General features: G+C 67.2%; 21 protein-coding genes and 1 riboswitch. Of the genes, 13 read left to right on the plus strand and 8 right to left on the minus strand.

Annotated elements, in window-relative coordinates:
- Window positions 1–99: 99 nt before the first annotated feature.
- From secA2 to gcvP, 12 genes are all read left to right on the plus strand, one after another.
- Window positions 100–2436, plus strand: coding sequence for an accessory Sec system translocase SecA2 (gene secA2 / locus M1247_RS15060; protein ID WP_317157154.1), 2337 nt, complete (start codon window positions 100–102; stop codon window positions 2434–2436).
- A 9-nt stretch (window positions 2437–2445) separates the two neighbouring features.
- Window positions 2446–3039 (plus strand): CDP-alcohol phosphatidyltransferase family protein, encoded by a 594-nt coding sequence (locus tag M1247_RS15065; protein WP_317157155.1) that lies wholly within the window; start codon window positions 2446–2448, stop codon window positions 3037–3039.
- Window positions 3036–3935, plus strand: a complete 900-nt coding sequence (locus tag M1247_RS15070; RefSeq protein ID WP_317157156.1) for a DUF881 domain-containing protein — start codon at window positions 3036–3038, stop codon at window positions 3933–3935. Before M1247_RS15065 ends, M1247_RS15070 begins: the two co-directional genes overlap by 4 nt.
- A 28-nt stretch (window positions 3936–3963) precedes the next feature.
- The gene (locus tag M1247_RS15075) at window positions 3964–4296 is read left to right on the plus strand and encodes a small basic family protein (protein WP_036439818.1); all 333 of its coding nucleotides are present in this window, start codon (window positions 3964–3966) and stop codon (window positions 4294–4296) included.
- Between the two features lie 145 nt (window positions 4297–4441).
- Window positions 4442–5194 carry a DUF881 domain-containing protein gene (locus tag M1247_RS15080; RefSeq protein WP_317157457.1) on the plus strand — a complete coding sequence of 251 codons (753 nt, stop codon included), beginning with the start codon at window positions 4442–4444 and terminating at the stop codon, window positions 5192–5194.
- Window positions 5195–5228: 34 nt separating this feature from the next.
- Window positions 5229–5624 carry a glycine cleavage system protein GcvH gene (gcvH, locus tag M1247_RS15085; RefSeq protein WP_317157157.1) on the plus strand — a complete coding sequence of 132 codons (396 nt, stop codon included), beginning with the start codon at window positions 5229–5231 and terminating at the stop codon, window positions 5622–5624.
- 17 nt (window positions 5625–5641) lie between these two features.
- The gene (locus tag M1247_RS15090) at window positions 5642–5788 is read left to right on the plus strand and encodes a hypothetical protein (protein ID WP_317157158.1); all 147 of its coding nucleotides are present in this window, start codon (window positions 5642–5644) and stop codon (window positions 5786–5788) included.
- A 10-nt stretch (window positions 5789–5798) separates the two neighbouring features.
- Window positions 5799–6281 (plus strand): glycogen accumulation regulator GarA, encoded by a 483-nt coding sequence (garA, locus tag M1247_RS15095; RefSeq protein WP_317157159.1) that lies wholly within the window; start codon window positions 5799–5801, stop codon window positions 6279–6281.
- Between the two features lie 3 nt (window positions 6282–6284).
- Window positions 6285–7034, plus strand: a complete 750-nt coding sequence (ftsR, locus tag M1247_RS15100) for a transcriptional regulator FtsR (protein WP_317157160.1) — start codon at window positions 6285–6287, stop codon at window positions 7032–7034.
- A 95-nt stretch (window positions 7035–7129) separates the two neighbouring features.
- Window positions 7130–7624, plus strand: a complete 495-nt coding sequence (locus M1247_RS15105) for a bifunctional nuclease family protein (RefSeq protein WP_317157161.1) — start codon at window positions 7130–7132, stop codon at window positions 7622–7624.
- A 242-nt stretch (window positions 7625–7866) separates the two neighbouring features.
- Complete coding sequence (locus M1247_RS15110; protein WP_317157162.1) at window positions 7867–8490, plus strand: MerR family transcriptional regulator; 624 nt, start codon at window positions 7867–7869, stop codon at window positions 8488–8490.
- Between the two features lie 119 nt (window positions 8491–8609).
- Window positions 8610–8708: riboswitch (glycine riboswitch) on the plus strand.
- A gap of 136 nt (window positions 8709–8844) precedes the next feature.
- On the plus strand, window positions 8845–11685 hold the full coding sequence (gene gcvP, locus M1247_RS15115; protein ID WP_317157163.1) for an aminomethyl-transferring glycine dehydrogenase: 2841 nt from the start codon (window positions 8845–8847) through the stop codon (window positions 11683–11685).
- A 3-nt stretch (window positions 11686–11688) separates the two neighbouring features.
- Here gcvP and M1247_RS15120 read toward each other — a convergent pair whose 3' ends face one another.
- Window positions 11689–12282, minus strand: coding sequence for a TetR/AcrR family transcriptional regulator (locus tag M1247_RS15120; RefSeq protein WP_317157164.1), 594 nt, complete (start codon window positions 12280–12282; stop codon window positions 11689–11691).
- Window positions 12283–12354: 72 nt separating this feature from the next.
- Between M1247_RS15120 and M1247_RS15125 the strand changes: the two genes are divergently transcribed.
- Window positions 12355–14607, plus strand: a complete 2253-nt coding sequence (locus tag M1247_RS15125) for a molybdopterin oxidoreductase family protein (protein WP_317157165.1) — start codon at window positions 12355–12357, stop codon at window positions 14605–14607.
- Here M1247_RS15125 and M1247_RS15130 read toward each other — a convergent pair.
- The 7 genes from M1247_RS15130 to gndA all read right to left on the minus strand — a co-directional run bounded on the left by M1247_RS15130 (window position 14588) and on the right by gndA (window position 25690).
- Window positions 14588–16834, minus strand: a complete 2247-nt coding sequence (locus M1247_RS15130) for a substrate-binding domain-containing protein (RefSeq protein WP_317157166.1) — start codon at window positions 16832–16834, stop codon at window positions 14588–14590. The two genes, M1247_RS15125 and M1247_RS15130, sit on opposite strands and share 20 nt — an antisense overlap.
- Window positions 16835–16880: 46 nt before the next feature.
- Entirely contained in the window at window positions 16881–19124 is a 2244-nt protein-coding gene (locus M1247_RS15135; RefSeq protein ID WP_317157167.1) for a malate synthase G, read from the minus strand.
- A 51-nt stretch (window positions 19125–19175) separates the two neighbouring features.
- Window positions 19176–20099, minus strand: a complete 924-nt coding sequence (locus tag M1247_RS15140; protein ID WP_317157168.1) for a 3-methyladenine DNA glycosylase — start codon at window positions 20097–20099, stop codon at window positions 19176–19178.
- A complete protein-coding gene (locus tag M1247_RS15145) occupies window positions 20092–21144 on the minus strand; it encodes a hemolysin family protein (protein ID WP_317157169.1) in 1053 nt (350 codons plus the stop codon). The genes M1247_RS15140 and M1247_RS15145 overlap by 8 nt, the downstream gene beginning before the upstream one ends.
- Window positions 21137–22513 carry a hemolysin family protein gene (locus tag M1247_RS15150; RefSeq protein WP_317157170.1) on the minus strand — a complete coding sequence of 459 codons (1377 nt, stop codon included), beginning with the start codon at window positions 22511–22513 and terminating at the stop codon, window positions 21137–21139. The genes M1247_RS15145 and M1247_RS15150 overlap by 8 nt, the downstream gene beginning before the upstream one ends.
- A 245-nt stretch (window positions 22514–22758) precedes the next feature.
- Complete coding sequence (locus M1247_RS15155) at window positions 22759–24195, minus strand: GuaB1 family IMP dehydrogenase-related protein (protein WP_317157171.1); 1437 nt, start codon at window positions 24193–24195, stop codon at window positions 22759–22761.
- A gap of 40 nt (window positions 24196–24235) precedes the next feature.
- Window positions 24236–25690, minus strand: coding sequence for an NADP-dependent phosphogluconate dehydrogenase (gene gndA / locus M1247_RS15160; protein WP_317157172.1), 1455 nt, complete (start codon window positions 25688–25690; stop codon window positions 24236–24238).
- Between the last annotated feature and the right edge of the window lie 27 nt (window positions 25691–25717).

Here is a 25717-nt window from a genome sequence, read left to right on the forward strand (position 1 = left end):
TCCGCGCCGGGTGCTGTGGAGGTCACCGCGCGCCCGCACCCCGGCGCGTGTGTTGGGTCACGATCTGTCCCGGTGCACACGCCCGCGTAACGTGAACATGTGCCGAAGACATCCAGCGCCAAACCCGGGCGCGTGAGCAGCAAGTTCTGGAAGCTACTGGGTGCCAGCACCGAGCGGAATCAATCCCGCTCCCTGTCAGAGGTGAAAGGCGCAGCCGACTTCGAGGACAAGGCTGCCGCGCTCGATGACGAGCAGCTGACCAAGGCCGCGAAACTGCTGCACCTCGAAGACCTGGCCGACTCTTCCGACATACCGCAGTTCCTCGCGCTCGCCCGCGAGGCCGGGGAGCGGGCCACCGGACTGCGCCCGTTCGACGTGCAGCTGCTGGCAGCGCTGCGCATGCTGGCCGGTGACGTCGTCGAGATGGCCACCGGTGAGGGCAAGACACTGGCCGGGGCGATCGCCGCGGCGGGCTATGCCATCGGTGGCCGCAATGTGCACGTCATCACGATCAACGACTATCTGGCCCGCCGCGACGCCGAGTGGATGGGCCCGCTGCTCGAAGCGCTGGGGCTCAAGGTCGGCTGGATCACCGCCGACTCGACCGCCGAGCAGCGGCGCGAGGCTTACCAATGCGACGTCACCTACGCCTCGGTCAACGAAATCGGCTTCGACGTGCTGCGCGATCAGCTGGTCACCGACGTCGAGGACCTGGTGTCGCCCAACCCCGACGTGGCGCTCATCGACGAAGCCGATTCTGTTCTCGTCGACGAGGCACTGGTGCCGCTCGTGCTGGCAGGCACCAGCCACCGTGAGCAACCCCGCGTCGAGATCATCCGGCTGGTCGGCGAACTGACCCCCGGTACGCATTACGACACCGATGCCGAAAGCCGCAACGTGCATCTCACCGATGCCGGGGCACGCAAACTCGAAGCTCGGCTGGGAAACATCGACCTGTACTCCGAGGAACACGTCGCCACCACACTCACCGAGGTCAACGTCGCGCTGCACGCGCACGTGCTGTTGCAACGCGACGTGCACTACATCGTGCGGGACGATGCGGTGCACCTGATCAACTCGTCGCGCGGCCGGATCGCCTCGTTGCAGCGCTGGCCGGACGGGCTGCAGGCAGCGGTCGAGGCCAAGGAGGGCATCGAGACCACCGAAACGGGTGAGGTCCTCGACACCATCACCGTGCAGGCACTGATCAACCGCTATCCGACGGTGTGCGGCATGACCGGTACCGCGCTCGCGGCCGGTGAACAGTTGCGCCAGTTCTACAAGCTCGGGGTTTCGCCGATCCCGCCGAACACCCCCAACATCCGTGAAGACGAGACCGACCGCGTGTACATCTCCGCGGCGGCCAAGACCGACGGCATCGTCGATCACATCGCCGAGGTGCACGAGACCGGCCAGCCGGTGCTCGTCGGTACGCATGATGTGGCCGAATCCGAGGAGCTGCACGCCAAGCTGGTGAAGGCCGGGGTGCCCGCCGTCGTGTTGAACGCGAAGAATGACGCCGAGGAGGCCGTGGTGATCGCCGAGGCCGGCAAGCTCGGCGCGGTCACGGTATCGACCCAGATGGCCGGTCGCGGTACCGACATCAGGTTGGGCGGCTCCGACGTGGGCGATGACGACACCGAAAAGAAGCGGGTCGCCGAACTCGGCGGATTGCACGTCGTCGGCACCGGACGGCACCACACCGAGCGCCTCGACAACCAGCTGCGGGGGCGCGCGGGCCGCCAGGGTGATCCGGGTTCGACGGTGTTCTTCTCCAGCTGGGATGACGAGGTGGTGGCAGGGCACCTGGAGAGCAGCAAGCTGCCGATGGAGACCGACGAGAACGGCCGCATCGTGTCACCCCGCGCGGCGGGTCTGCTGGACCACGCGCAGCGGGTCGCCGAGGGGCGGCTGCTCGACGTGCACTCCAACACCTGGCGGTACAACCAGTTGACGGCCCAGCAGCGCGCGATCATCGTCGACCGCCGGGACACGCTGCTGCGCACGGCGACCGCACGCGACGAACTCAAGGAGCGGTCGCCCGAGCGCTACGCCAAGCTGGCCGATTCGGTCGGTGAGGAGAAGCTCGAGCAGATCTGCCGGCTGATCATGCTCTATCACCTGGACCGCGGCTGGTGTGACCACCTGTCGTACCTGGCCGATATCCGAGAGAGCATCCACCTGCGGGCGCTGGGTAGGCAGAACCCGCTCGACGAGTTCCACCGCATGGCTGTCGACGCGTTCGCGTCGCTGGCCGCGGATGCGATCGAGGCCGCCCAGCAGACGTTCGACACGGCCGAGTCGATCGAAGATGAACCCGGGATCGATCTGTCCAAGCTGGCCCGGCCGACCTCGACGTGGACGTACATGGTGCACGACAACCCGCTGGCGGAGGACACCATGTCGGCGCTGAGCCTACCCGGGGTTTTCCGCTAGGTTTAGCCCATGGCGGGCGCTTCGGGGGACGTGCGCGATCGGGTGCTCACAGTGCCCAACGCGCTCAGTGTGCTGCGCCTGTTGCTGGTCCCCGTTTTCCTGTACCTGCTGCTGGTGGTTCACGAGCAGGCCTGGGCGGTCGCGATACTGATGTTCAGCGGGTTCTCCGATTGGGCCGACGGCAAGATCGCGCGCCTGGTGGACAACCAGTCGTCGCGGCTCGGCGAACTGCTCGATCCGTTGGTGGACCGCATCTACATGGTGACGATCCCGATCGCGCTGGCGGTTTACGGCGCCGTGCCGTGGTGGATCGTGCTCACCCTGCTCGGGCGCGACGCGCTGTTGGCGGCCACACTTCCGGTGCTGCGCAGCCGCGGGCTGTCCGCGCTGCCGGTGACCTACCTCGGCAAGGCCGCCACTTTCGCACTCATGTCAGGGTTTCCGCTCGTGCTGCTCGGTCAGTGGGACGCGTTGTGGAGCCGGGTGATCCTGGCGTGTGGTTGGGCGTTCTTGCTCTGGGGACTCGCGCTGTATCTGTGGTCGGCGGTGCTCTACCTGATCCAGGTCGTGCTGGTGGTCCGGCGCTTGCCGGGGTCGCGATGAGCATGCTGGGGGGCTACGGCTCGCAGGCCGGTCTGAATGTCCACGAGGCCGACGCCCCGCAGCGCATTCCGCTCCCCTCACTGCTGCGTTCGCTGCTCTCCGAGCATCTCGACCCCGGATATGCCGCCGCGGCCGCAGCCCGCGAGGCCGGGGCTCCGCCGCGACGACGGATCGCGGAATGGGGATGGCAGGTACTCGCGGTGTTCGCGATCATCGCCGTTTTCACCGTGGCCGCCGCGCAGGCCCACACCGCCGCTCCGGCCGCCCGCGAAGCCCAGCACGCGTTGGCCGTCCGGGTGCGGGCCGCCGAGGTCGGCGCCCAGAACGCCAGTGCCACGCGCGACACACTCGGCGATCAGGTGGACGCCGAGCGACGCACCAGGCTCGGCATGGACGAGAACGGTCAGCAGTTGCTCGCCAGCCTCGATGAGGCAGGCATCAACGCCGCCGCCACGGCGATGATCGGTCCGGGTCTGACGATCACGGTCACCGATCCGGGGGTGTCAAAGGATCTCAGCGACGTGTCCAAGCAACGGGTGGCGGGAAGTCAGCAGGTCATCCTGGACCGCGATCTGCAGCTGGTGGTGAATTCGCTGTGGGCCAGCGGCGCCGAAGCGGTGTCGGTGGGCGGCGTGCGGGTCGGCGCGGGCGTCACGATCCGGCAGGCCGGAGGCGGAATTCTGGTCGACAATCAACCCATCGCCAGTCCATATGCCATCGTGGCCATCGGACCGCCGAACGGGATGGCCGACGCATTCGACCGCAGCCCCGGGCTGCAACGTCTTCGGCTGCTGGAGACCTCCTACGGTGCGGGGGTGCGTGTCAGCTCCGGGGATGGACTCAGCGTGCCCGCGGTTTCGGTACGAGATGTCAACTTCGCCAAGCAGATTGGATAGCCGTGAACAGCAGAGGATTGGCCGGTAGATGATCGGGATCGCCGCGCTCGTCGTCGGAATCGTGTTGGGGCTGGTGTTCCACCCCAGCGTGCCGGAGTTCGTCGAGCCCTATCTGCCGATCGCCGTGGTGGCAGCGCTGGACGCCGTCTTCGGCGGTTTACGGGCCTATCTGGAGCGCATCTTCGACTCCAAGGTGTTCGTCGTATCGTTCGTGTTCAACGTCTTGGTGGCGGCGCTGATCGTCTATGTCGGTGATCAGCTCGGCGTCGGTACCCAGCTGTCGACGGCGATCATCGTGGTGCTCGGCATCCGCATCTTCGGCAACGCCGCGGCCCTGCGGCGCAGGCTGTTCGGGGCGTGACGTGAGCGACGCCGACCCCACCGAACCCACCGAACCGGTGCCCGACAGCCCGCCCGACACGCCGGTGGCCGACAACGATCCCGGCGAGGTTCGCGCCGAACCCGCAGAACACGCCGCACCCGCAGAACACCATGGCCGGCACGAGATGCCCGACGACGTTTCGCCGAGGCGGTTCAGAAACCTGCGGGTGCGCGGTCGATCCCAGTTGATGTTCGGCGCACTCGGGGTCCTGCTCTGCGTGTTGCTCGGGATCGCCATCGTGACCCAGGTGCGGCAGAACGACTCCGGCGATTCGCTGGAGACGGCGCGCCCGGCGGATCTGTTGGTGCTGCTGGATTCCCTGCAGCAACGCGAGGCTTCACTCAACACCGAGGTGGCCGACCTCCAACAGACCATGCAGCAGTTGAAGGCCTCGGGCAGCAGCGACCAGGCCGCCATCGAGAATGCGCAGGCCAGGTTGGCGGCCCTGTCCATTCAGATCGGAACGGTCGCGGCGACCGGGCCGGGGGTGACCCTGACCATCGAGGACAACGGTCCTGGGGTGGCCCCGGAAACCATGCTCGATGTGATCAACGAGTTGCGGGCTGCCGGGGCGGAGGCCATCGAGATCCGCGGCGGCGGCCCTGACCAGCAAACCGCGCTGCGCGTGGGCGTCGATACCTGGATGGTCGGTTCCCCTGGCGAGCTCACCGCCGACAACGTGGTCCTGCACCCGCCGTATTCGGTTCTGGCCATTGGCGATCCGCCGACGCTTGCGGCGGCGATGACCATTCCGGGCGGGGCGATGGACAGCGTGAAGCGCGTTGGCGGGACGATGGTGGTACAACAGGCCGAGCGGGTCGACGTCACCGCCTTGCGGCAACCGAAACCACGCCAATACGCTCAGCCCGTCAAGTGAGCACAGCAACCCGGCCTGACAATCAAGGAGTGTCGTGAGCGAGATCCCAGCTGACCTTTACTACACCGCCGAACACGAGTGGGTACAGCGCACCGGTGATGACACCGTCCGCGTCGGCATCACCGACTACGCCCAGTCGGCGCTGGGTGATGTGGTGTTCGTGCAGTTGCCCGATGTCGGTGCCGAGCTGGCGTCCGGCGATTCGTTCGGCGAGGTGGAATCCACCAAGTCGGTCTCGGACCTGTATGCGCCGCTCGCCGCGAAAGTCATTGCCGTGAACGGTGATCTGGACGGCAGCCCGGCGCTGGTCAACTCCGACCCGTACGGCGAAGGCTGGCTCGTCGATCTGCGGTTGGAGGAGGGCACGCTGGCCGGTGCTCTCGAAGGTTTGCTCGACGCGGATGGATACCGCGCCACGGTGACCGAGTAACGAGTTGTTAGGGTTTCGTGACCGGTTCGACCGTGTACATCGGTGCGACATCCACCCCATCGGATCCGGCGGTGGTGGACACAACGATGGCCGTTGCGCGGTACGGTCGACGTGTGACCGACGACGGCTGGGGCCCCGCCGGGCAACGCCACAGCAGCCAGTGAGGAGCAGCGGGTGACGGACAAAGACAGCAATTCGGGGGCCGACCAGACGTCCGAGGAAGCCACGGTGGAGACGACTTCGGTCTTCCGTGCGGACTTCCTCAACGAACTGGATGCGCCCGCCGCGGCCGGTGCCGAGGGCGCCGTCTCGGGAGTCGAGGGGCTGCCCGCGGGTTCGGCATTGCTCGTCGTCAAGCGCGGTCCCAACGCCGGCTCTCGATTCCTGCTCGATCAGGCGACGACGTCGGCAGGCCGGCACCCGGACAGCGACATTTTCCTCGATGACGTCACCGTCAGCCGTCGCCACGCCGAGTTCCGGTTGGAGAGCAGCGAGTTTCAGGTGGTGGACGTGGGCAGCCTCAACGGCACCTACGTCAACCGGGAGCCCGTCGATTCGGCCGTACTCGCCAACGGCGACGAGGTGCAGATCGGCAAGTTCCGCCTGGTGTTCCTGACCGGGCCGCGCTCCGACGACGACAGTGGCGCGACCGGCTAGCCGATGACTGCCCCCGACAGACCTGCACTGGCCGGGATGTCAATCGGCGCGGTTCTTGACCTGCTGCGGGGCGACTTCCCGGACGTGACGATCTCCAAGATCCGGTTCTTGGAGGCCGAAGGACTGGTGACGCCGGAGCGCACCGGTTCGGGCTACCGGCGGTTCACCGCCTACGACTGTGCGCGGCTGCGGTTCATTCTCACCGCTCAGCGCGACCAGTACCTGCCGTTGAAGGTGATCAAGGCTCAGCTCGACGCCCAGCCGGACGGCGAGTTGCCCTCGACCGGATCCGCTTACGGGGTACCGCGTTTGGTACCGGTGGCGGGGGAGTCGACGGACCTGGCGGACGGCGCGCCCGGCGTTTCGGGGGTCGCGCCGACACAGGTGCGGCTGTCCCGCGAGGACCTGCTGGCCCGATCCGGTGTCGACGACGAACTGCTCACCGCGTTGGTGCGCAACGGCGTGATCACCACCGGCGCGGCCGGGTTCTTCGACGAGCATTCCGTATTGATCGCACAGTGCGCGCGGGCGTTGGCCGACTACGGCGTGGAGCCGCGGCACCTGCGGGCATTCCGCTCGGCGGCGGACCGGCAGTCGGATCTCATCGCGCAGATCGCCGGACCGGTGGTCAAGGCGGACAAGGCCGGAGCCAGGGACCGGGCCGACGACCTGGCGCGCGAAGTGGCAGCGCTGGCGATCACGCTGCACACGTCATTGATCAAGTCGGCCGTACGCGACGTTCTGGATCGCTGAGGATTAGACTCTTTTTGACGGCTACTTCGTCACATCAGGGTCCGCTTCGGAACAACAGCGACGAGACAGCACAGCGATGCGGAGGGCAGGCACAGATGGCTGAGGTTCGCGTGGTCGGCATTCGTGTGGAGCAGCCCCAGAACCAGCCGGTACTGCTCCTGCGCGAATCCAATGGTGACCGGTATCTGCCGATCTGGATCGGTCAGTCCGAGGCCGCCGCGATCGCACTGGAACAGCAGGGTGTCGAGCCGGCGCGGCCGCTCACCCACGATCTGATCCGAGATCTCATTGCTGCTCTTGGCCATTCGCTGAAAGAGGTTCGCATCGTCGATCTGCAGGAAGGCACCTTCTACGCCGATCTGATCTTCGACCGCGATATCAAGGTCTCGGCCCGTCCCTCGGACTCGGTGGCGATCGCGCTGCGCGTCGGCGTGCCCATCTACGTGGAGGAAGAAGTGCTGGCCGAAGCCGGCCTGCTGATTCCCGATGAGAATGACGAGGAAGCCTCCGGCGCCGTCCGCGAGGACGAGGTGGAGAAGTTCAAGGAATTCCTGGACAGCGTGTCTCCCGACGATTTCAAGGCGACATGAGATGGGGACCGTACCGCTGCGCCCTCGCAGGTCACGGATGCGTCTCAACTGGCCCCATCGGCGTCGACACGCGGTGCAGGTGCAATCCAACTCCTGAAATGGCGGCCATACTTTGATGGCAGCGAGCAGTCAGGACCCTGTGAGAAGCGTATGCTCGACACATTCGGGCTCGTGGCAAGAGCGCTGCAGTGCAGGTGGCTGCGGTAAACCGCGGGCGAGTTCGATCGGCGAGAGGATTCACAGTGGGTGACACGCCACGTCAGGAAGAGCTGGATCTGACCACGCGAAACCCTTCGGCGGATGCGACCGCAGGGCGACCCAGCGAGCCGGTCCAAGGGGGGTTGTTCCCCGATGATTCGGTGCCTGACGAGTTGGTCGGCTACCGGGGGCCCAGCGCCTGTCAGATCGCCGGCATCACATATCGCCAGCTCGACTACTGGGCCCGTACCTCTCTGGTGGTGCCGTCCATCCGGAGCGCAGCCGGTTCCGGCAGTCAGCGGCTCTATTCGTTCAAGGACGTGCTCGTCCTGAAGATCGTCAAGCGGTTGCTCGACACCGGTATCTCGCTGCACAACATCCGGGTCGCGGTGGATCACCTGCGCCAGCGTGGCGTGCAGGATCTGGCGAACATCACGCTGTTCTCCGACGGCACCACGGTGTATGAGTGCACCTCCGCCGAAGAGGTCGTCGACTTGCTGCAGGGCGGCCAGGGGGTGTTCGGCATCGCGGTGTCGGGCGCGATGCGCGAACTGACCGGAACCATCGCCGACTTTCCCGGTGAGCGGGCCGACGGCGGCGAGTCCATCGCCTCACCCGAGGACGAGTTGGCGTCCCGCCGCAAGAGCCGCGACCGCAAGATCGGCTGATTCTTTTTCCTTTCTTTCCTCCGCGAGCAGGCAGTTAAGTCCCCGCGCGGGCCCTGTTCGGGGTACCTGCGCGTCTGCTCGCGAGCCTTGGTGATGGGCCGGTAGAATCGGCGACGCATCGCCCTGGTGCGGGAGAGTTTCGTGACGGCCAGTCACGGACGCCGAAGGAGCAATACCTCTCCGTCAACCTCTCAGGCACCCAGGACCGCGCCAGGCCCCGATGCCTCTGGAAAGTGGTGCCCCTGTGGTGCCCGCCCATGGGGAAAGGCGCCACTGCGGCGCCGAATCTCTCAGGCGCCCGGACCGGGTCGACGACAGAGGGAGAGGGCGCGTGTCCGACCCCCAGGAGAACTCGTGTCCGACCAGCAGCAACTGCGTTTCGCCGACCGCCATATCGGGCCGGACGCCGACGCCGTCACCACAATGCTCGAGGTGATCGGGGTGGACTCCCTCGACGCCCTCGCCGCCAAGGCCCTGCCTGCCGGCATCCTTGACGCCCTGTCCTCCGACGGCCGCGCCCCCGGTCTGGAAACGCTGCCCGCCGCGGCCACCGAGGAACAGTCGCTGGCCGAGCTGCGCGAGCTGGCCGAGTCCAACACCGTCGCGGTCTCGATGATCGGCCAGGGTTATTACGACACGCTGACCCCACCAGTACTGCGGCGCAACATCCTTGAGAACCCCGCCTGGTACACGGCCTACACGCCGTATCAGCCGGAGATCAGCCAGGGCAGGCTGGAAGCCCTGCTCAACTTCCAGACCATGATCGCCGACCTGACCGGCCTGGAGGTGGCCAACGCCTCGATGCTCGACGAGGCCACCGCCGCTGCCGAGGCCATGACCCTGATGCACCGCGCCGTCAAAGGGCCGGCCAACCGGCTCGCGGTCGACGCCGACATCTACGCCCAGACCGCCGCGGTGCTGGCCACCCGCGCGCAACCGCTCGGGATCGAGATTGTCCGGGCCGACCTGCGCAAGGGTTTGCCGGACGGCGAGTTCTTCGGCGTGATCGTGCAGCAGCCCGGCGCCAGCGGTCTGGTCGAGGACTGGGCGCCGCTGGTCGCCGAAGCCCACGAGCGCGGTGCGCTGGTCGCGGTCGGCGCAGACCTGCTGGCGCTGACGCTGATCACCGCGCCAGGTGAGATCGGTGCGGACGTGTCGTTCGGCACAAGCCAACGCTTCGGCGTGCCAATGGGATTCGGTGGACCCCACGCCGGCTATCTGGCGGTGCACGCCAAGCATGCCCGGCAGTTGCCGGGACGCCTGGTCGGTGTGTCCCTTGATGCCGATGGGGCTCCGGCTTACCGATTGGCCCTGCAGACCCGCGAGCAGCACATCCGGCGCGACAAGGCCACGAGCAACATCTGTACCGCTCAGGTACTGCTCGCGGTGATGGCCGCGATGTACGCGAGCTACCACGGCGCGCAGGGTTTGACCGCCATCGCCCGCCGGGTGCACGGTCACGCCGCAGCGATCGCCGCCGCACTCGGCGATGCGCTGGTGCACGACACGTTCTTCGACACCGTGCTGGCCCGGGTGCCCGGGCGCGCCGACGAGGTGATCGCGGCGGCCAAGACCAAGGGCATCAACCTGTGGCGTGTGGATGCCGATCAGGTGTCGGTGTCCTGCGATGAGGCCACCACCGATGCGCACGTGGCCGCGGTGCTGGAGGCATTCGCGGTCAGCGCGGTACCGTCCGCGGCGACCGGCGCGAACATCGGCCCCGCCAGAACCTCGGAATTCCTGACCCATCCGGCGTTCCACAAGTACCGCACCGAGACCGAGATGATGCGGTACCTGCGCTCGCTGGCCGACAAGGATATTGCCTTGGACCGCAGCATGATTCCGCTGGGATCGTGCACGATGAAGCTCAACGCGGCCGCAGAGATGGAGCCGATCACCTGGCCGGAATTCGCCCGTCAGCACCCGTTCGCCCCGGCTGCGGACAATCCGGGCCTGCGCAAGCTGATCGCCGACCTGCAGACCTGGCTGAGCGGGATCACCGGTTATGACGAGGTGTCGCTGCAGCCCAATGCGGGTTCGCAGGGGGAGTACGCCGGGCTGCTGGCCATCAAGGCCTACCACGATGCCCGCGGGGACAGCACGCGCGATATCTGCCTGATCCCGTCCAGTGCGCACGGCACCAACGCGGCCTCGGCGGCCCTGGCCGGGATGCGCGTCGTGGTGGTCGCCTGCCGGGCGAACGGCGACGTGGACCTCGACGATCTTCGTGCCAAGATCGCCGAGCACGCCGACCGGATCGCGGCGCTGATGATCACCTACCCGTCGACGCACGGCGTGTACGAACACGACGTCGCCGACATCTGCGCGGCGGTGCATGACGTCGGCGGCCAGGTCTACGTCGACGGAGCCAACCTCAACGCACTCGTCGGGCTGGCCCGGCCCGGCCGCTTCGGTGGCGACGTGAGCCATCTGAACCTGCACAAGACGTTCTGCATCCCGCACGGTGGCGGCGGTCCGGGTGTCGGGCCGGTGGCGGTGCGGTCGCATCTGGCGCCGTACCTGCCGGGGCATCCGCTGGCCGACGAGTTGTCCGATGACCGCACGGTGTCGGCAGCTCCGTACGGTTCGGCGTCGATCCTGCCGATCACCTGGGCCTACATCCGGATGATGGGTGCCGACGGGCTGCGCGCGGCCTCCTTGACCGCGATCGCGTCGGCCAACTACGTCGCCCGCCGTCTCGATGAGTACTACCCGGTGCTCTACACCGGTGAGAACGGCATGGTGGCACACGAGTGCATCCTTGACCTGCGGGCCATCACCAAGGACACCGGCGTGACCGTGGATGATGTCGCGAAGCGATTGGCGGACTACGGTTTCCACGCGCCGACGATGAGCTTCCCGGTCGCGGGCACCCTGATGGTGGAGCCAACGGAAAGCGAAAGCCTGACCGAGGTGGACGCGTTCTGCGACGCGATGATCGCGATCCGGGCCGAGATCGACCGGGTCGGTTCGGGTGAATGGTCGGTGGAGGACAACCCGCTGCGAGGCGCGCCGCACACCGCCGAGTGCCTGCTGGTCGCGGACTGGGATCACCCGTACACCCGCGAGCAGGCGGCCTACCCGCTGGGCAAGGGATTCCGGCCGAAGGTGTGGCCGCCGGTCCGCCGCATCGACGGGGCATACGGTGACCGCAACCTCGTGTGCTCCTGCCCGCCGGTGGAGGCGTTCGCGTAGCGGCTACGCCAGCACGCCGCGCAGCACCAGTTCGGTCAGTTCGGCGGCCGCTGCGTCCAGGTCACGTACCTGTCGGACACAGACCGCGTACCAGGCTGCGCCGGCGATGACGTCCATGATGGTGTCGGCGCGCGCGGTGGGACGGGCGACACCGTCGGCCACCGCGGCGTCGACACGGTCGACGAGCTGATTGCGGGCTGCCGCCTCCAAGCGGTCGTTGAGCATCCGGCGCATCGGCCGGTCGGCCTGCACATCATGCAGCAACCCTGGGATCGCCTCGCGGACAACGGGATGCGAGTACATCCGCAGCGCGCCGCGGCAGAGCCTGGCGATTTCATCGGTGAAGTCGTCATGCGGGCTGTCCGCGCCGAGGTCGGGGAACATCGCGGCGTGGACGAGGTGCGCCTTGGATTGCCAGCGCCGGTACAGTGCGGGCCTGCTCACCCCGGCCGTGGTGGCGATCGCCTCGATCGATGTCGCGGCGTAACCGCGTTGTGCGAGCAGGCTCCGAGTGGCGGCCAGGACTGCGTCGTCGATCGCGGGGTCGCGCCGCGAGCCTGTCCGGCGGTGCCGTGGTCCCGCTCCGGTGGCCTTCACATTTCGCTCCCTGGTGATCGCTTTGTCGTTACAGTGTGTCACGACAAAGCTATGTCGAGGATGGAGACGCCGATGAGGACCGCAACTCCGCGAACACTGGCCGCTACAGGTCAGGACGGCACCCATCTGTACACCTGCCCGCTGTGCGAAGCCATGTGCGGCTTGGAGATCCAGGTGAGCGGTGGCCGGGTGGACGGGATCCGCGGCAACCGCGACGACGTGTGGAGCCGTGGGCACCTGTGCCCGAAGGGCGCGGCGCTGGGCGCGTTGCATGAGGACCCTGACCGGATCCGGCAGCCGATGATCAAGGTCGACGGGCAGTGGCAGGAGGTCAGCTGGCGGCGGGCCTTCGAACGCTGCACCGAACTCCTTGCCCCGGTGATCGCCGCACACGGGATCGGCGCCGTCACCTGCTACACCGGTAACCCACTGGCGCACTCGTTCTCGTTGGGCCGCTACACGGGCGTACTGCTCGGAATGTCCGGCATCCCGTTGAGCTATTCACCGGGCACGGTCGACCAGTGGCCCAAGAACCTGTCCTCGCATCTGATGTACGGCGGGTGGTGGACCTTCCCGGTACCCGACATCGAACGCACTGATCTCCTGGTCGTGATGGGTGCCAATCCGGCCGCCTCCCAAGGTTCCCTGCTCGCTGCGCCGGACGTGATGGGCATCATCGGCCAGATCCGGCAGCGGGGGAAGGTGGTGGTGATCGATCCGGTTCGCACCGCGACCGCCGCCAAGGCCGACGAATGGCTGGCGATCACCCCTGGTACGGATGCGGCACTGTTGCTCGCGGTCGTGCACACGCTGTTCGACGAGAACCTCGTCACGCTGGGCGCTCTCGGGGAGTACCTCGACGGCGTGGATACGATGCGGACGGTCGCCGCGCAGTGGGCCCCGGAACGCGTATCTGAGGTGTGCGGGATCGGCGCCGACCGCATCCGGGCACTTGCGCGTGAACTCGCGGGAACCACCCGGGCAGTGGTGTACGGGCGAATCGGCTTGTGCAACCAGGAGTTCGGCAGTCTGGCGAGTTGGCTCGTCGACGTCGTGAATATCCTCAGCGGGCACTTCGACACCCCTGGCGGTGCGATGTTTCCCCGGCCGGCTGCCTGGTCGGTGACCACGCAGCCGATCCCCGGTCTCGAAAACGGTGCTGCCGAGTTCGGCCGGTTCGCCACCCGTGTGCGCGGCGCGAGGGAAGTGCTGGGCCAGGTGCCGGTGTCGTGCCTGGTCGAGGAGATTGAGACGCCGGGGGAAGGCCAGATCAAGGCGCTCATCACCGTCGCGGGCAACCCGGTGCTGTCCAGCCCTGGTGGGCACCGGTTGGACGCCGCGTTGCCGCAGCTCGCTGCGATGATCTCGGTGGACCTGTGGCTCAACGAAACCACCCGCCACGCCGATGTCATCCTGCCCGGGCTCTCGCCACTAGAGCAGCCCCACCATGACGACCTGATCCTGCAGTTCGCGGTCAACAGCGTCGCCAACTATTCACCGCCGGTCTTCGCACCCGAGGATCCGGCACGGCCCGAAGAGTGGGAGATCCTCGTCCGGCTGACGGGCCTGTGTGCCGGCACGCCCGCCGAGGATGTCGATGTCGCCGCGATCGACGACGGGTTCTTCGATTACATGTGCTTCACCCAGGGACTCGACGGCGCGCAGATCCGTGCTCACTACGACCGCGGCGGCCCGGAACGCATCCTGGATCTGACGTTGCGCTCCGGGCCGTTCGGCGACGGGTACGGCGAAAACCCGGACGGGCTCACCCTGGACAGGCTCAAGGAACATCCGGACGGGATCAACTTCGGTCCGATGGTGCCGCAGGTACCGCAGGTTCTCGGCACCGTGGATGGCCGAATTCGGTTGGCGCCGCAGTACCTCCTCGATGATCTGCCGCGGCTGGCCCGGCGGCTCCATCGCCCTGCCGACGGGTTGGTGCTGGTCAGCAGACGCCATCTGCGGTCGAACAATTCGTGGCTGCACAACGTCCCTGCCCTGATGAAGGGCAGGGACCGGTGCACGTTGTTGATGCACACCGCGGATGCGCAGGCGCGTCGCCTTGCCGATGGTGACGTGGTGGTGGTGACGTCGGAGGCGGGCAGCATCGAAGTACCGCTGGAAGTCACCGACGCGATCAAACCCGGTGTGGTCTCGATGCCGCACGGGTGGGGACACGGCAAGCCTGGCACGCGGCTCGCGGTGGCCAACGGCGTGCCGGGAGTCAACACGAATACCCTTTCGCCACCGACGTTCCTCGACGAGCCGTCGGGAAACGGTGCGCTCAACGGCATCCCGGTGACGGTCAGCCGAGCATCGTGGTGACCGCGGTGGTCAACTCGGGAGAGGCCGAGCTGTCCAGGCTCTGGTAATTACCACCGCTGGCTTGGGCCACCGCTTCCCAGGTCGCCCGGTCGGAGTTGTCGCCGAAGTCGATCACGTTGACCGCGACCGGGCGTGCCGGATCGAACGCGCCGCGGATGAAGTCCTGTAGCCCGGAACCGCTCAGGCTCTGATCGGTGTGCGGACCGGTGGTGATCACCAGCACCGAATTGCCTTGCCCCTCGCGGTAGTCGGACAGGGCCTCGTTGTAGATCAGCCGCAACGTGGTGAACGAGACCGCACCGCCGGTCGAGGCCGACTGCTCGTCCAGGGTCGAGCTGAGCACCTCCGAGCGTGGCTTGCCGCCGACCTGATCCGACAGCGGGCCGGTGGAGACCACAGGGCGGCCCTCGGTGCCGTCGAAGGTCCACAGCCCGATCTGGGACGAGGCCGGGAGTGCTTCCAGCCGTGAATTCAGGGCAGCCACCACATTGGCCAGGCGGGATTTGCCGCCTTCCTCGGTGGGCATCGACTGGTCCAGCATGATGGTCACCGCCGGGCTTTTCGCCGGTGCCGCCATGGCATTGGCCAACGTGACCCGCATGGTGTTGTCGCCGACCGACAACGGCGCGGCCAGGGGAGCGAAGTCTGTGACGTCACTCTTGGGTGAATCCACGCCCTCGGCACGGAAACCGGCCTTGGCCAGTTCGCCGAGCTGGTCGGGTTTGCGCATGAATCGGGCGAACTCGTTTGCCGCCGTCACCTGTTCCTGGGACAACCAGTCACCGGACAGAAGCACCGTGGGGTAATCGGCCATCGCGGTGGGCCCGGGCGGAAGCCAGCCCGCGAGATCCTTCTCGGAGTCACTGAGTGTGGCGGCCCGCTGGAACAGCTGCTGCTCGGTGGTGGCCACCGCGTGCACCGGTGAGTTGGCCGGATCGGATGCGTCGAGCAGCGCGTCGAGGGCTGTGCCGAGCTCGCTGTCGCCGAGTTCGGGTTGTCCGCCGATGAGGCTGTTCACGCCGGCCATGCCCGATGTGGCCGGTGCACCTGCGGGTGCCGAGGCCTTGGCCACCGCTTCGGCAGCCAGGTAGGCGGCGTCACCGTTGTCGCGGGTCGGCAAGGCCAGCTTCAAAGTGCCCCAACCGGGCAGCTTGAGACCGTTCATGCCGGCAGGATTGCTCTGCAGGTTGGGCAGCGTCGACCAGTTCTGGTCGGCCAGCGCATCTTTGAGTTGCGGGTTGACCGCAAGTAGCACGGGCGAGGTGACCAGAGACCGGCTGTCGCTGACCGCCTTGGTGCCGACGGTGGCCTCCAGTCGTGCCTCGGCGATACCGCTGGCCGGTATCCACAGCGCGGGCCGTTCGCCGAGTTCTTTCGGCCAGGCATCGGCGAAACCGCTGACCACGCGGTCGGATCCGGCAGATTGCACGTGGACCTTCACACAGCGGTCACCGACCGGGCTGGCCGAATCGTTGTACTGGTTGGCCAACGTCTCGATGTGCGAGGAGATGGTGGGATCGGCGATGACCGACACACCCAGCTCACCGTCGACGCAGCGGGCCGCGGCGGCGTCGCTGCGGCTCGACAGGGCATCGCCGAAGAACCGCCACAGAATGACTGCGCCGACCACCACCACCACGGTGACCAGCGCGACAATCACCCCGACACTGACACCGCGCCGGCCGGAGGCCACTGCGCGATGGCTGCCGGTCCATTCGCCGCCGTCCCACTCGCCGTTGTGCTGTCCACCGGCGGGCGTCGACGGCGGCGGCGGCGGCTCGACCGCGCCGAACTGTGCGGTGGGAGCGTCGCGGACGTCGTAATCGTCGTCGTAGTCGGAATCGCCGTAACCGGCGCCCTCGTAGTCTTCGTCCTCATACCCGGCGCCGTCATAACCCGAGTCGTCGTAGCCCGAGTCGTCGTAGTCGTCGAACCGCCCAGGCCGCGGCGGGTAGGCCGGTTCGTCGTATTGAGGTTCGGCATAGCGCGGCTGCTCGTAGCCGGGCTGCCGGTGGCCGGGCTGGCCGTATCCGGCGTCCGGCTGGCCGTAGGCAGGGTAGCCGCGCCTGCCGTACCCGGCGGCGTCCGGCGGCGGTGCGGCCGGACGCGGCTGCTCGGGCTCCTCGTATGCGTCGTCATACGCGTCGTCGTAGCCGTCGTCAGACCCCGATTCGAACTCCGGCTCGTCGGCCGAATCCTCGGGGTCGGGAATGCTGTGCCTGCCCATCCCTAACCCCTGTACTCGTTGCTCACCCGGCTCCGCCGAAGTCTAGTCACTGTCCAGCGGTACTGGCTTTGAACTCGCGGCGGCGGCGATGCAGGATCGGTTCGGTGTAGCCGTTGGGTTGCTCCGTGCCGGACAGGATCAGTTCCTGGGCGGCCGCGAACGCGATGCTGGCGTCGGGGTTGGGAGCCATCGCACGGTACTCGGGATCGCCGGCGTTCTGTTCGTCGACGACCGCGGCCATCCGGCGCAGGCTGGTGTTGACGTCATCGGCAGTGATGACGCCGTGCCGCAGCCAGTTGGCCAGCAGCTGGCTCGAGATACGCAGCGTGGCACGGTCTTCCATCAGTGCGACGTCGTGGATGTCGGGAACCTTCGAACAGCCGACGCCTGCGTCGATCCAGCGGACGACGTAACCCAGGATCGACTGGCAGTTGTTGTCCACCTCCTCGTGGATCTCCTCGGGTGACCACGTCAGTGAGGAATCCGCGAGCGGGATGGTCAGCAGATCGTCGATGCTGCCGCGGGTCTGGCCGGCCAGTTCCTGCTGCACGGCGAACACGTCGACCTGATGGTAGTGCATGGCGTGCAGGGTCGCCGCGGTCGGCGAAGGCACCCAGGCGGTGGTCGCGCCGGCCTTCGGTTGGCCGATCTTCTGCTCGACCATATCGGCCATCAATTCGGTCATGGCCCACATGCCCTTGCCGATCTGGGCCTTGCCGGACAGTCCCGTGGCCAGCCCGGCGTCGACGTTGGCGTCCTCGTAGGCCTTGATCCAGGGCTGGGATTTCATCGCGCCCTTGCGGATCATCGGGCCGGCTTCCATCGACGTGTGGATCTCGTCGCCGGTGCGGTCCAGGAACCCGGTGTTGATGAACACCACGCGGTCGACGGCGGCTTTGATGCATGCCTTGAGGTTGACCGTGGTGCGGCGCTCCTCATCCATGATGCCGACCTTGAGGGTGGCCTGCGGCAGGCCGAGTACATCCTCGACGCGGCTGAACAGTTCAGCGGTGAAGGCGACCTCGTCGGGGCCGTGCATCTTGGGTTTGACGATGTAGACCGACCCGGTGCGGCTGTTTTGGTGAGGTCCGTTCGCCCCGTTGTTTTCAGCACCGGACTTCATGCCGTGCATGGCGATGAGCCCGGTGAACAGGGCGTCCTGGATGCCTTCTGGAACCTCGCGGCCCTCGGCATCGACAATGGCGTCGTTGGTCATCAGGTGGCCGACGTTGCGCACGAACAGCAGGCTGCGGCCGGGCAGGGTCAGTTCGCCCTCGCCGTCCGGCCGGGTGAAGGTGCGGTCCTCGTTGAGCACCCGGGTAAAGGTCTTGTCGCCCTTGCGGACCTCTTCGGACAGATCGCCGCGGTTGAGCCCCAGCCAATTGCGGTAGCCCAGCACCTTGTCGTCGGCGTCGACCGCGGCCACGGAGTCCTCGAAGTCCATGATCGTGGTGATCGCCGATTCGAGCACGACGTCCTTGATCCCGGCCTTGTCGGTGGATCCGACGGGGGAGTCGGGGTCGATGAGGATTTCGATGTGCAGCCCGTTGTTGCGCAGCAGCACCGACCACTGCGGCTTGCCGAGCTCGCCGGTGTAACCGACGAACTGCTCGGGGGTGGCCAAATTGGTCGACAGGTCGTCGCCGTAGGTGACCAGGAGCTGACCGTCGTCGATCTTGAGGCCGGTGGCCTCGCTCCACGAGCCTGCGGCAAGCGGGGCCGCCTCGTCGAGGAAGGTGCGCGCATAGGCGATCACCTTGTCGCCGCGGACCCGGTTATAGCCCGAGCCCTTCTCGGCGCCACCTTCTTCACTGATGACGTCGGTGCCGTACAGCGCGTCGTACAGCGAGCCCCACCGCGCGTTCGCGGCGTTGAGTGCGAACCGGGCGTTGAGGATCGGCACCACCAGCTGCGGCCCGGCGGTGGTGGTGATCTCGTCATCGACGCCGGCGGTGGTCACGGTGAACTCGGCAGGCTCGGGCAGCAGGTAACCGATCTCGCCGAGGAACTGCTTGTAGGCCTGCAGGTCAACCGGCTCCAGGACCCGGGACCGGTGCCACTTGTCGATCTGGGCCTGCAGGTCGTCGCGGCGGGCGAGCAGATCCTGGTTCTGTGGGGTGAGGTCGGTGACCACCTTGTCCACGCCGGCCCAGAAGCTGTCCGGGTCCACACCGGTACCTGGCAGCGCCTCGTCGGTGATGAAGTCGTACAACACCCGTGCCACCCGCAGATTTCCAACCGTCACACGGTCGGTGGCGCGGTCCGTGTTCTCTCCTCGCTCGCTGGCCATGTTTTCCTCCCTCGGCTCCAGACACCACGCGGCGCCTGCCGTTTATCCAGCTTACCCATGGGTAACGTCGGCGTTTCCGCCGTCCACCCCGTTGAGCAGCAGCTCACATTCGTTTGCCAGGGTGGCTCGCAACGGCGCTGCCCGCTCAGCGATCTGCTGTTGGGCCCGGACGTATTCGGCACGCCCGGCCGATGTTTCAATGGCGATCGGCTCGAAACCATATCGCCTCAGGTCGTATGGGCTCGCGCACATGTCCAACGCCCGCGCGTCGGCCGCGAGTTCGAGCGTGTCCATCACGAACTCGGAGGCCACCAGCGGACCCAGCTTGTAGGCCCACTTGTACAGGTCCATCGAGGCATGGACGCAGCCCGGCTGCTCGGTGCTGATCTGGTCCTGCCTGCTGAGTTGTCGGTGGTTCCGGGCCAGGGCGGGCTCGGTGAAAAATCGGTAGGCATCGAAGTGGCTGCACCGCAGCGGCATCGAGTCCACCACGGCGTCGGTGCCCGCGGCGCCGAGGCGCAGCGGTACCTGGGGGTGCCGCACCTCGGGTGCCCGGTAGACCATGGCCCATTCGTGCAGCCCGAAACAGTTCAACCGCGGCGCCCTTGCGGCGGTGGCCCGGAGCAGCGACGCGATGAATCGCACGGTATCGACCCGGGCCAGCAAATATTCGTCAGTCACGCCGACGCCGCCGTCGCGCCGACCGTAGCCACTGGCGCCCAGGTAGCGGCGGGCCGACGGACCGCCGAGCACCACGGGGAACCCTGGGTGCCAGCGGCGCAACTGACGGGGCCGCAGGCTGTAGTAGGTGAACAGGAAGTCCCAGACCGGATGGGCCTGCCCCCGCTCCTGGCGACGCAGATGCGGTGCCAGGAATGTGTTGACCCGCTCACGGTGTCGTGCTTCGGCGGCCGTCCAGTCCGGCTCATCGAGAACTCGGTGTGCCGTGGCGGTTCCGGACACCAGATCAGACACGGTGTGTTCCGTCGCGAACCGTGCCGACCAGGTCTTCGACCAGGTCCTCCAAGGCGACCATGGCGGTGAAGGTTCCGTCGGCGGAGGTGACCAGGGCCAGGTGACTGTTGCTACGGCGCAGCCGCGACAGCGCGTCGGGTAGCGGCATCGACGCGGGCACCTGCGGCAACGGCCGCACCATGTCGACGTCGAGGACCGCATCGGGATCGTTGACGTGGGAGAGCACATCTTTGATGTGCAGGTAGCCGATGAACGTGCCGGACGCGTCGGCCACCGGGAAGCGCGAGTAACCGGTCTCGGTCAACGCCCGCTCGACGGCGCCGACGGTCGGTCCGGTACCGGGCGCGGCAACCGGTATCGCGCGGATCTCCGCCAACGGCATGGCCACGTCGTCGACCGTCCGGGTCCGCGTCTGCAGGGCACGCGTCAACCGGCCGTGCTCTTCGGGATCGAGCAGGCCCTCCGATACCGACTCGGCGATCATTTCGGACAGTTCGACGGTGGAGACTGCCGATTCCAGTTCGTCGCGGGGCTCGACCCGAAACGCCCGCAAGGTGCTGTTGGCGCACCAGTTGTAGAAGGCGATGAAAGGCCGGGCCGCGCGGATGTACACCAGATACGTCGGGATCAACAGCATGGCAGCCGATTCCGGGCCGGCGATGGCGATGTTCTTCGGCACCATCTCGCCGAGCAGCACGTGCAGGATCACCACGACCGCCAGCGCCACGAAGAACGACACGGTGTGCAGCACCGCGTCCGACACCCCGACGAGGGCGAACGGTTTCTCCAGCAGATGCGCGACGGCGGGTTCGCCGACCCGGCCCAACAGGATCGAGCAGATGGTGATGCCCAGCTGCGAGCCGGCCAGCATCAGCGACAGCTGTTCTCCGGCGCGAATCACCGTCACCGCGCTCTTCTTGCCCTGCTCCGCGAGCGCCTGCAGCCGGTCCCGGCGCGCCGAGATGAGGGCGAACTCCGAGGCCACGAAGAATGCGTTGGCCGCCAGCAGAAGCACCGTGAGCAGCACACCCAGGACGTCACCCATTGCGGTCTCCACCCTGGTCGGTCTGGCCGTCGAGCCTGGTCAACTCGAGGACGTCGATGCGGCGACCGTCCATCCGCACCACCGTGGCCAGCCAGCGCAGCGGTTCGTCGGATACGCCGTCAGGATCGAAGGCGACCAGCTCGACAGACTCGCCGGTCTCAGGGATGTGACCGAGCTCCTGCAGTACCAGTCCGCCGATCGTCTCGTACTCGCCCTCGCTGGCGCGGAAGCCGGTTCCCGCCGCCACCTCGTCGATCCGCAGCAAACCCGAGACCTGCCAGCCGCGGCCGGCGGGCACCACGTCGGGGGTGGCGTCGTCATGCTCGTCACGGACGTCACCGACGATCTCCTCGATGAGGTCCTCGACGGTCACCATGCCCGCGGTGCCGCCGTATTCGTCGACCACCAGTGCGGTCTGCAGCCCGTTGGCGCGGATCTGGGTCATGACCGCGTCACCGTCCAAGGTGGACGGCACGGTGGCGACGGGCAGCGCCAGGCCGGCCAGCCGGATTCGGCCCCGCTCCTCGCGCGGCACCGTGAACACCTGCTTGATGTGCACCACACCGATGGTCTCGTCGAGGTCGCCCTCGACGATGGGAAACCGCGAGAAACCGGTCCTGATGGCTGTGTCCATCAGGTCGGCGACGGTGTCGTCGGCGTCCAGTGACTCGATCTTCGAGCGGGGTGTCATCAACTCCTCGGCGGTGCGCTCACCGAACTGCAACGACCGGTCGACCAGCAGGGCCGTGGTCGGGTCGAGTGAACCGCTGCGCGCGGAGTTGCGCACCAGGGACGCCAACTCCTGACCGGTGCGCGCGGAGCGCAGTTCCTCGGCGGGTTCGATGCCGAGACGGCGCAGGATCCAGTTGGCGGTGCCGTTGGTCATCCGGATCACCGGGGTGAACAGCATCGAGAACAGCAGCTGAAACGGCGCGGCCGCGCGTGCCGTCGGAATCGGACGCGCCACCGCGAGATTCTTCGGGACCAGCTCACCGAACACCATCGACAGTGACGTCGCGATCAGCACGGCCAGAAACAGTGACAGGCCTCCGGCGATGTTGGCCGGGATGGCGAGTGCGTCGAGCCCGGGCCGGATGAGCCCGCCCACCACGGGTTCCGCGAGGTAACCGGTGGCAAGGGTGGTGATGGAGATGCCCACCTGGGCGCCCGACAGTTGGAAAGACAGGGTGCGGTGAGCCCGGCGGACAAGTTGATCGCGACGGTCACCGCCACGGGCATGGGACTCGACGGTGCTGCGTTCCAGTGCGGTGAGTGAGAACTCGGCCGCCACGAACACCGCGGTGCCCACCGTGAGCAGCACGATGGCCAAGATCGACAGCACGGTGAACATCACGCTCGACGAGCTCATCGCATCTCCAGCAGAACGGCGCCGGGCCCTGGGCCCGGCCGACTAGAAGAGGGATCGTCAGGTTCGCTCACGGGTAACTGCTGGGCCGCCGGTTCACAACCGGAGGCCTCAGTGGGTGCCTGCGGCACATGAACCCTTTCGTTCGGACTGGCAGCGAAAGCCGGCCAGCACGGCGTGCAATGAAGCATCAATAATAACGCGAAGTCGATCGGTAACCGGTGGCAGCTACGAGTTTGACCGGGAGGTCACCACCCGGCGGGCAGCGGATGGCCTTCGGCGAAACCGGCCGCCGATTGCACCCCGAGAACCACCTTCTCGTTGAGCTCGGGCAGGGTGGACGCGCCGACGTAGGTGCACGTGCTGCGCACCCCCGAGGTGATGTGATCGAGCAGATCCTCCACCCCGCCGCGAGACGGATCCAACCCCATCCGTGAGGTCGAGATGCCTTCCTCGAACAAGGCTTTGCGGGCCCGGTCGAACAGGCTGTCGCCCGCGGTGCGCGCGGCCACCGCCCGCTTGGACGCCATCCCGTAGCTCTCCTTGTACGGCTGGTCGTCGCGGTCGTGCAGCAGGTCGCCGGGGGATTCATACGTACCGGCGAACCACGAGCCGATCATCACGTTGGAGGCGCCCGCCGCCAGGGCCAGCGCGACGTCGCGCGGATGGCGCACCCCGCCGTCCGCCCACACGTGTGCACCGAGCTGCCTTGCCGCAGAAGCGCACTCGACCACGGCGGAGAACTGCGGACGTCCCACCCCGGTCATCATCCTGGTGGTGCACATCGCGCCGGGGCCGACGCCGACCTTGACGATCGAGGCGCCCGCGCTGATCAGGTCCCGGGTGCCCTCGGCGGAGACCACGTTGCCCGCGGCCAGTGGCAGCCCGAGGTCGAGCGACGCCACGGCCTTGATGGCATCGAGCATCTTGACCTGGTGGCCGTGCGCGGTATCGACGACGAGGAGGTCGACACCGGCCTCTGCCAGCCCCCGCGCCTTGGCGGCGACATCACCGTTGATGCCGACGGCGGCGGCGATGCGGAGCCGGCCCTGCCCGTCGAGCGCCGGGGTGTAGATGCCGGCACGGATCGCCGAGGTGCGCGTCAGCACCCCGGCCAGGGTGCCGTCGGGTGCGGTCAGCACGGCGACGTCGACCGGTGCGTGTTCGAGCAGGTCGAACACCTGGCGAGGATCGGTGCCCACCGGGGCCGTGACGAAGTCGGACACCGCGACGTCACGGACCCGGGCGAACCGGTCCACCCCCGTGCAGCCCGCCGCAGTGACCAGACCGATCGGCCTGCCCTCGAAGACGACGACGGCAGCGCCATGGGCACGCTTGGGGATCAGCGCCGCGGCGTCGGACACCGAGTCGTCCGGCCCCAACGTCACCGGGGTGTCCACCACGAGGTCGCGGCTCTTGACGAAGTCGACGGTCTCCTTGACCGCTGAGATCGGCACGTCCTGCGGCACCACCACGATCCCGCCGCGACGCGCCACGGTCTCGGCCATCCGGCGGCCCGCCACTGCGGTCATATTGGCCACGACCACCGGGATGGTGGTGCCCGAGCCGTCGACGGTCGACAGGTCGACATCGAAGCGGGACGCCACCTCGGATCGGCCGGGAACGACGAAGACGTCGTTGTACGTCAGGTCGTAGGGCGGGTTGTGCCCCTCGAGAAATCTCATCGACCCCGATCCTATGCGGTCGGGCCGCCGTGCCCCCGGATCAGGCCTTGACCTCACTGCGGTCGCCGCTCCACAGGGTGTGGAACTTCTGGCCCGGTTCGGCGTCGGTACGCCCGTAGGTGTGAGCACCGAAGAAGTCGCGCAGGCCCTGGGTCAGTGCTGCGGGCAGCCGCTCGGTGCGCAGCGCGTCGTAGTAGGACAGGGCCGAGGCGAACCCGGGGACCGGGATGCCCAACTGGGTGGCGGTGATGACCACCCGGCGCCAGCTGTCGATTCCGGCTTCGACCGCGCTGCGGAAATACGGGGCCGCCAGCAGGGTCGCCAGATCCGGTTCATTGTCGAAGGCTTCCTTGATGCGGTTGAGGAATTTGGCCCGGATAATGCAGCCGCCGCGCCAGATCGTCGCCATGTCGCCGGGGGTGATGCCCCAGTCGTACTCGGCGCTGCCGGCCTGAATCTGGTTGAACCCCTGGGCATAGGCGATGATCTTCGAGGCATAGAGGGCCTTGCTGACGTCATCGACGAACTGCGCGGCGTCGGCCGGCTTCGTGCCGAGATCGCCCGAGGCAAGTCCGGTGGTCGCCTTGCGCTGTGGCACCGAACCTGACAGTGCCCTGGCGAATACCGCCTCGGCGATACCGGTCACCGGCACCCCGAGATCCAGCGCCGACTTCACCGTCCAACGTCCGGTGCCCTTCTGTTCGGCCTCGTCGACGATGACGTCCACCAGTGGCTTGCCGGTCTTGGCGTCGACCTGGCGTAGCACCTTCGCGGTGATCTCGACGAGGAAGCTGTCCAGGTCGCCCTTGTTCCACTCGTCGAAAACCTCGGCGATCTCCGGTGCGGTCTTACCCAGCCCGTCGCGCAGCAGCTGGTAGGCCTCGCCGATCAGCTGCATGTCGGAATACTCGATGCCGTTGTGCACCATCTTCACGAAATGCCCCGCCCCGTCGGGCCCGATGTGGGTACAGCACGGCACCCCGTCGACATGTGCCGAGATCTCTTCGAGCAGCGGGCCGAGGCTCTTGTAGGACTCTGCCGGACCGCCAGGCATGATCGAGGGACCGTTGAGCGCCCCTTCCTCACCACCGGAGATGCCTGCTCCGACAAAGTGCAGGCCACGCTCACGGATCGCCTTCTCGCGGCGGATGGTGTCGGTGTAGAGCGCATTTCCGCCGTCGATGATGATGTCGCCTTCCTCCATCGCGTCGGCGAGCTCATTGATGACGGCGTCGGTGGCCTCTCCGGCTTTGACCATGATCAGCACCCGTCGCGGTTTCTCCAGTGCGGCAAGGAATTCCGGAATGGTCTCGCTGCGGACGAAGGAGCCCTCCGAACCGTGCTCGGCAAGCAGGGCGTCGGTTTTGGCCACCGACCGGTTGTGCAGCGCGACGGTATAGCCGTGCCGGGCGAAATTGCGGGCGATGTTCGAACCCATCACCGCCAGGCCTGTGACCCCGATCTGTGCGGTACCGGTAATGCCCGAGTTGGTCATGCGGGAGCCTTTCGTTGTTTTGTTATA

The sequence above is a fragment of the Mycobacterium appelbergii genome (assembly GCF_032883035.1).
Taxonomy (GTDB): Bacteria; Actinomycetota; Actinomycetes; order Mycobacteriales; family Mycobacteriaceae; genus Mycobacterium; species Mycobacterium appelbergii.

What these genes read in the sequence shown, in the direction of transcription:
- M1247_RS15065 (WP_317157155.1), top strand. Translation starts at nt 2,446, where the DNA reads ATGGCGGGCGCTTCGGGGGACGTGCGCGATCGGGTGCTCACAGTGCCC.
- M1247_RS15070 (WP_317157156.1), top strand. Translation starts at nt 3,036, where the DNA reads ATGAGCATGCTGGGGGGCTACGGCTCGCAGGCCGGTCTGAATGTCCAC.
- M1247_RS15075 (WP_036439818.1), top strand. Translation starts at nt 3,964, where the DNA reads ATGATCGGGATCGCCGCGCTCGTCGTCGGAATCGTGTTGGGGCTGGTG.
- M1247_RS15080 (WP_317157457.1), top strand. Translation starts at nt 4,442, where the DNA reads ATGCCCGACGACGTTTCGCCGAGGCGGTTCAGAAACCTGCGGGTGCGC.
- ftsR (WP_317157160.1), top strand. Translation starts at nt 6,285, where the DNA reads ATGACTGCCCCCGACAGACCTGCACTGGCCGGGATGTCAATCGGCGCG.
- M1247_RS15105 (WP_317157161.1), top strand. Translation starts at nt 7,130, where the DNA reads ATGGCTGAGGTTCGCGTGGTCGGCATTCGTGTGGAGCAGCCCCAGAAC.
- M1247_RS15125 (WP_317157165.1), top strand. Translation starts at nt 12,355, where the DNA reads ATGAGGACCGCAACTCCGCGAACACTGGCCGCTACAGGTCAGGACGGC.
- M1247_RS15130 (WP_317157166.1), bottom strand. Translation starts at nt 16,834, where the DNA reads ATGGGCAGGCACAGCATTCCCGACCCCGAGGATTCGGCCGACGAGCCG.
- M1247_RS15135 (WP_317157167.1), bottom strand. Translation starts at nt 19,124, where the DNA reads ATGGCCAGCGAGCGAGGAGAGAACACGGACCGCGCCACCGACCGTGTG.
- M1247_RS15145 (WP_317157169.1), bottom strand. Translation starts at nt 21,144, where the DNA reads ATGGGTGACGTCCTGGGTGTGCTGCTCACGGTGCTTCTGCTGGCGGCC.
- M1247_RS15150 (WP_317157170.1), bottom strand. Translation starts at nt 22,513, where the DNA reads ATGAGCTCGTCGAGCGTGATGTTCACCGTGCTGTCGATCTTGGCCATC.
- M1247_RS15155 (WP_317157171.1), bottom strand. Translation starts at nt 24,195, where the DNA reads ATGAGATTTCTCGAGGGGCACAACCCGCCCTACGACCTGACGTACAAC.
- gndA (WP_317157172.1), bottom strand. Translation starts at nt 25,690, where the DNA reads ATGACCAACTCGGGCATTACCGGTACCGCACAGATCGGGGTCACAGGC.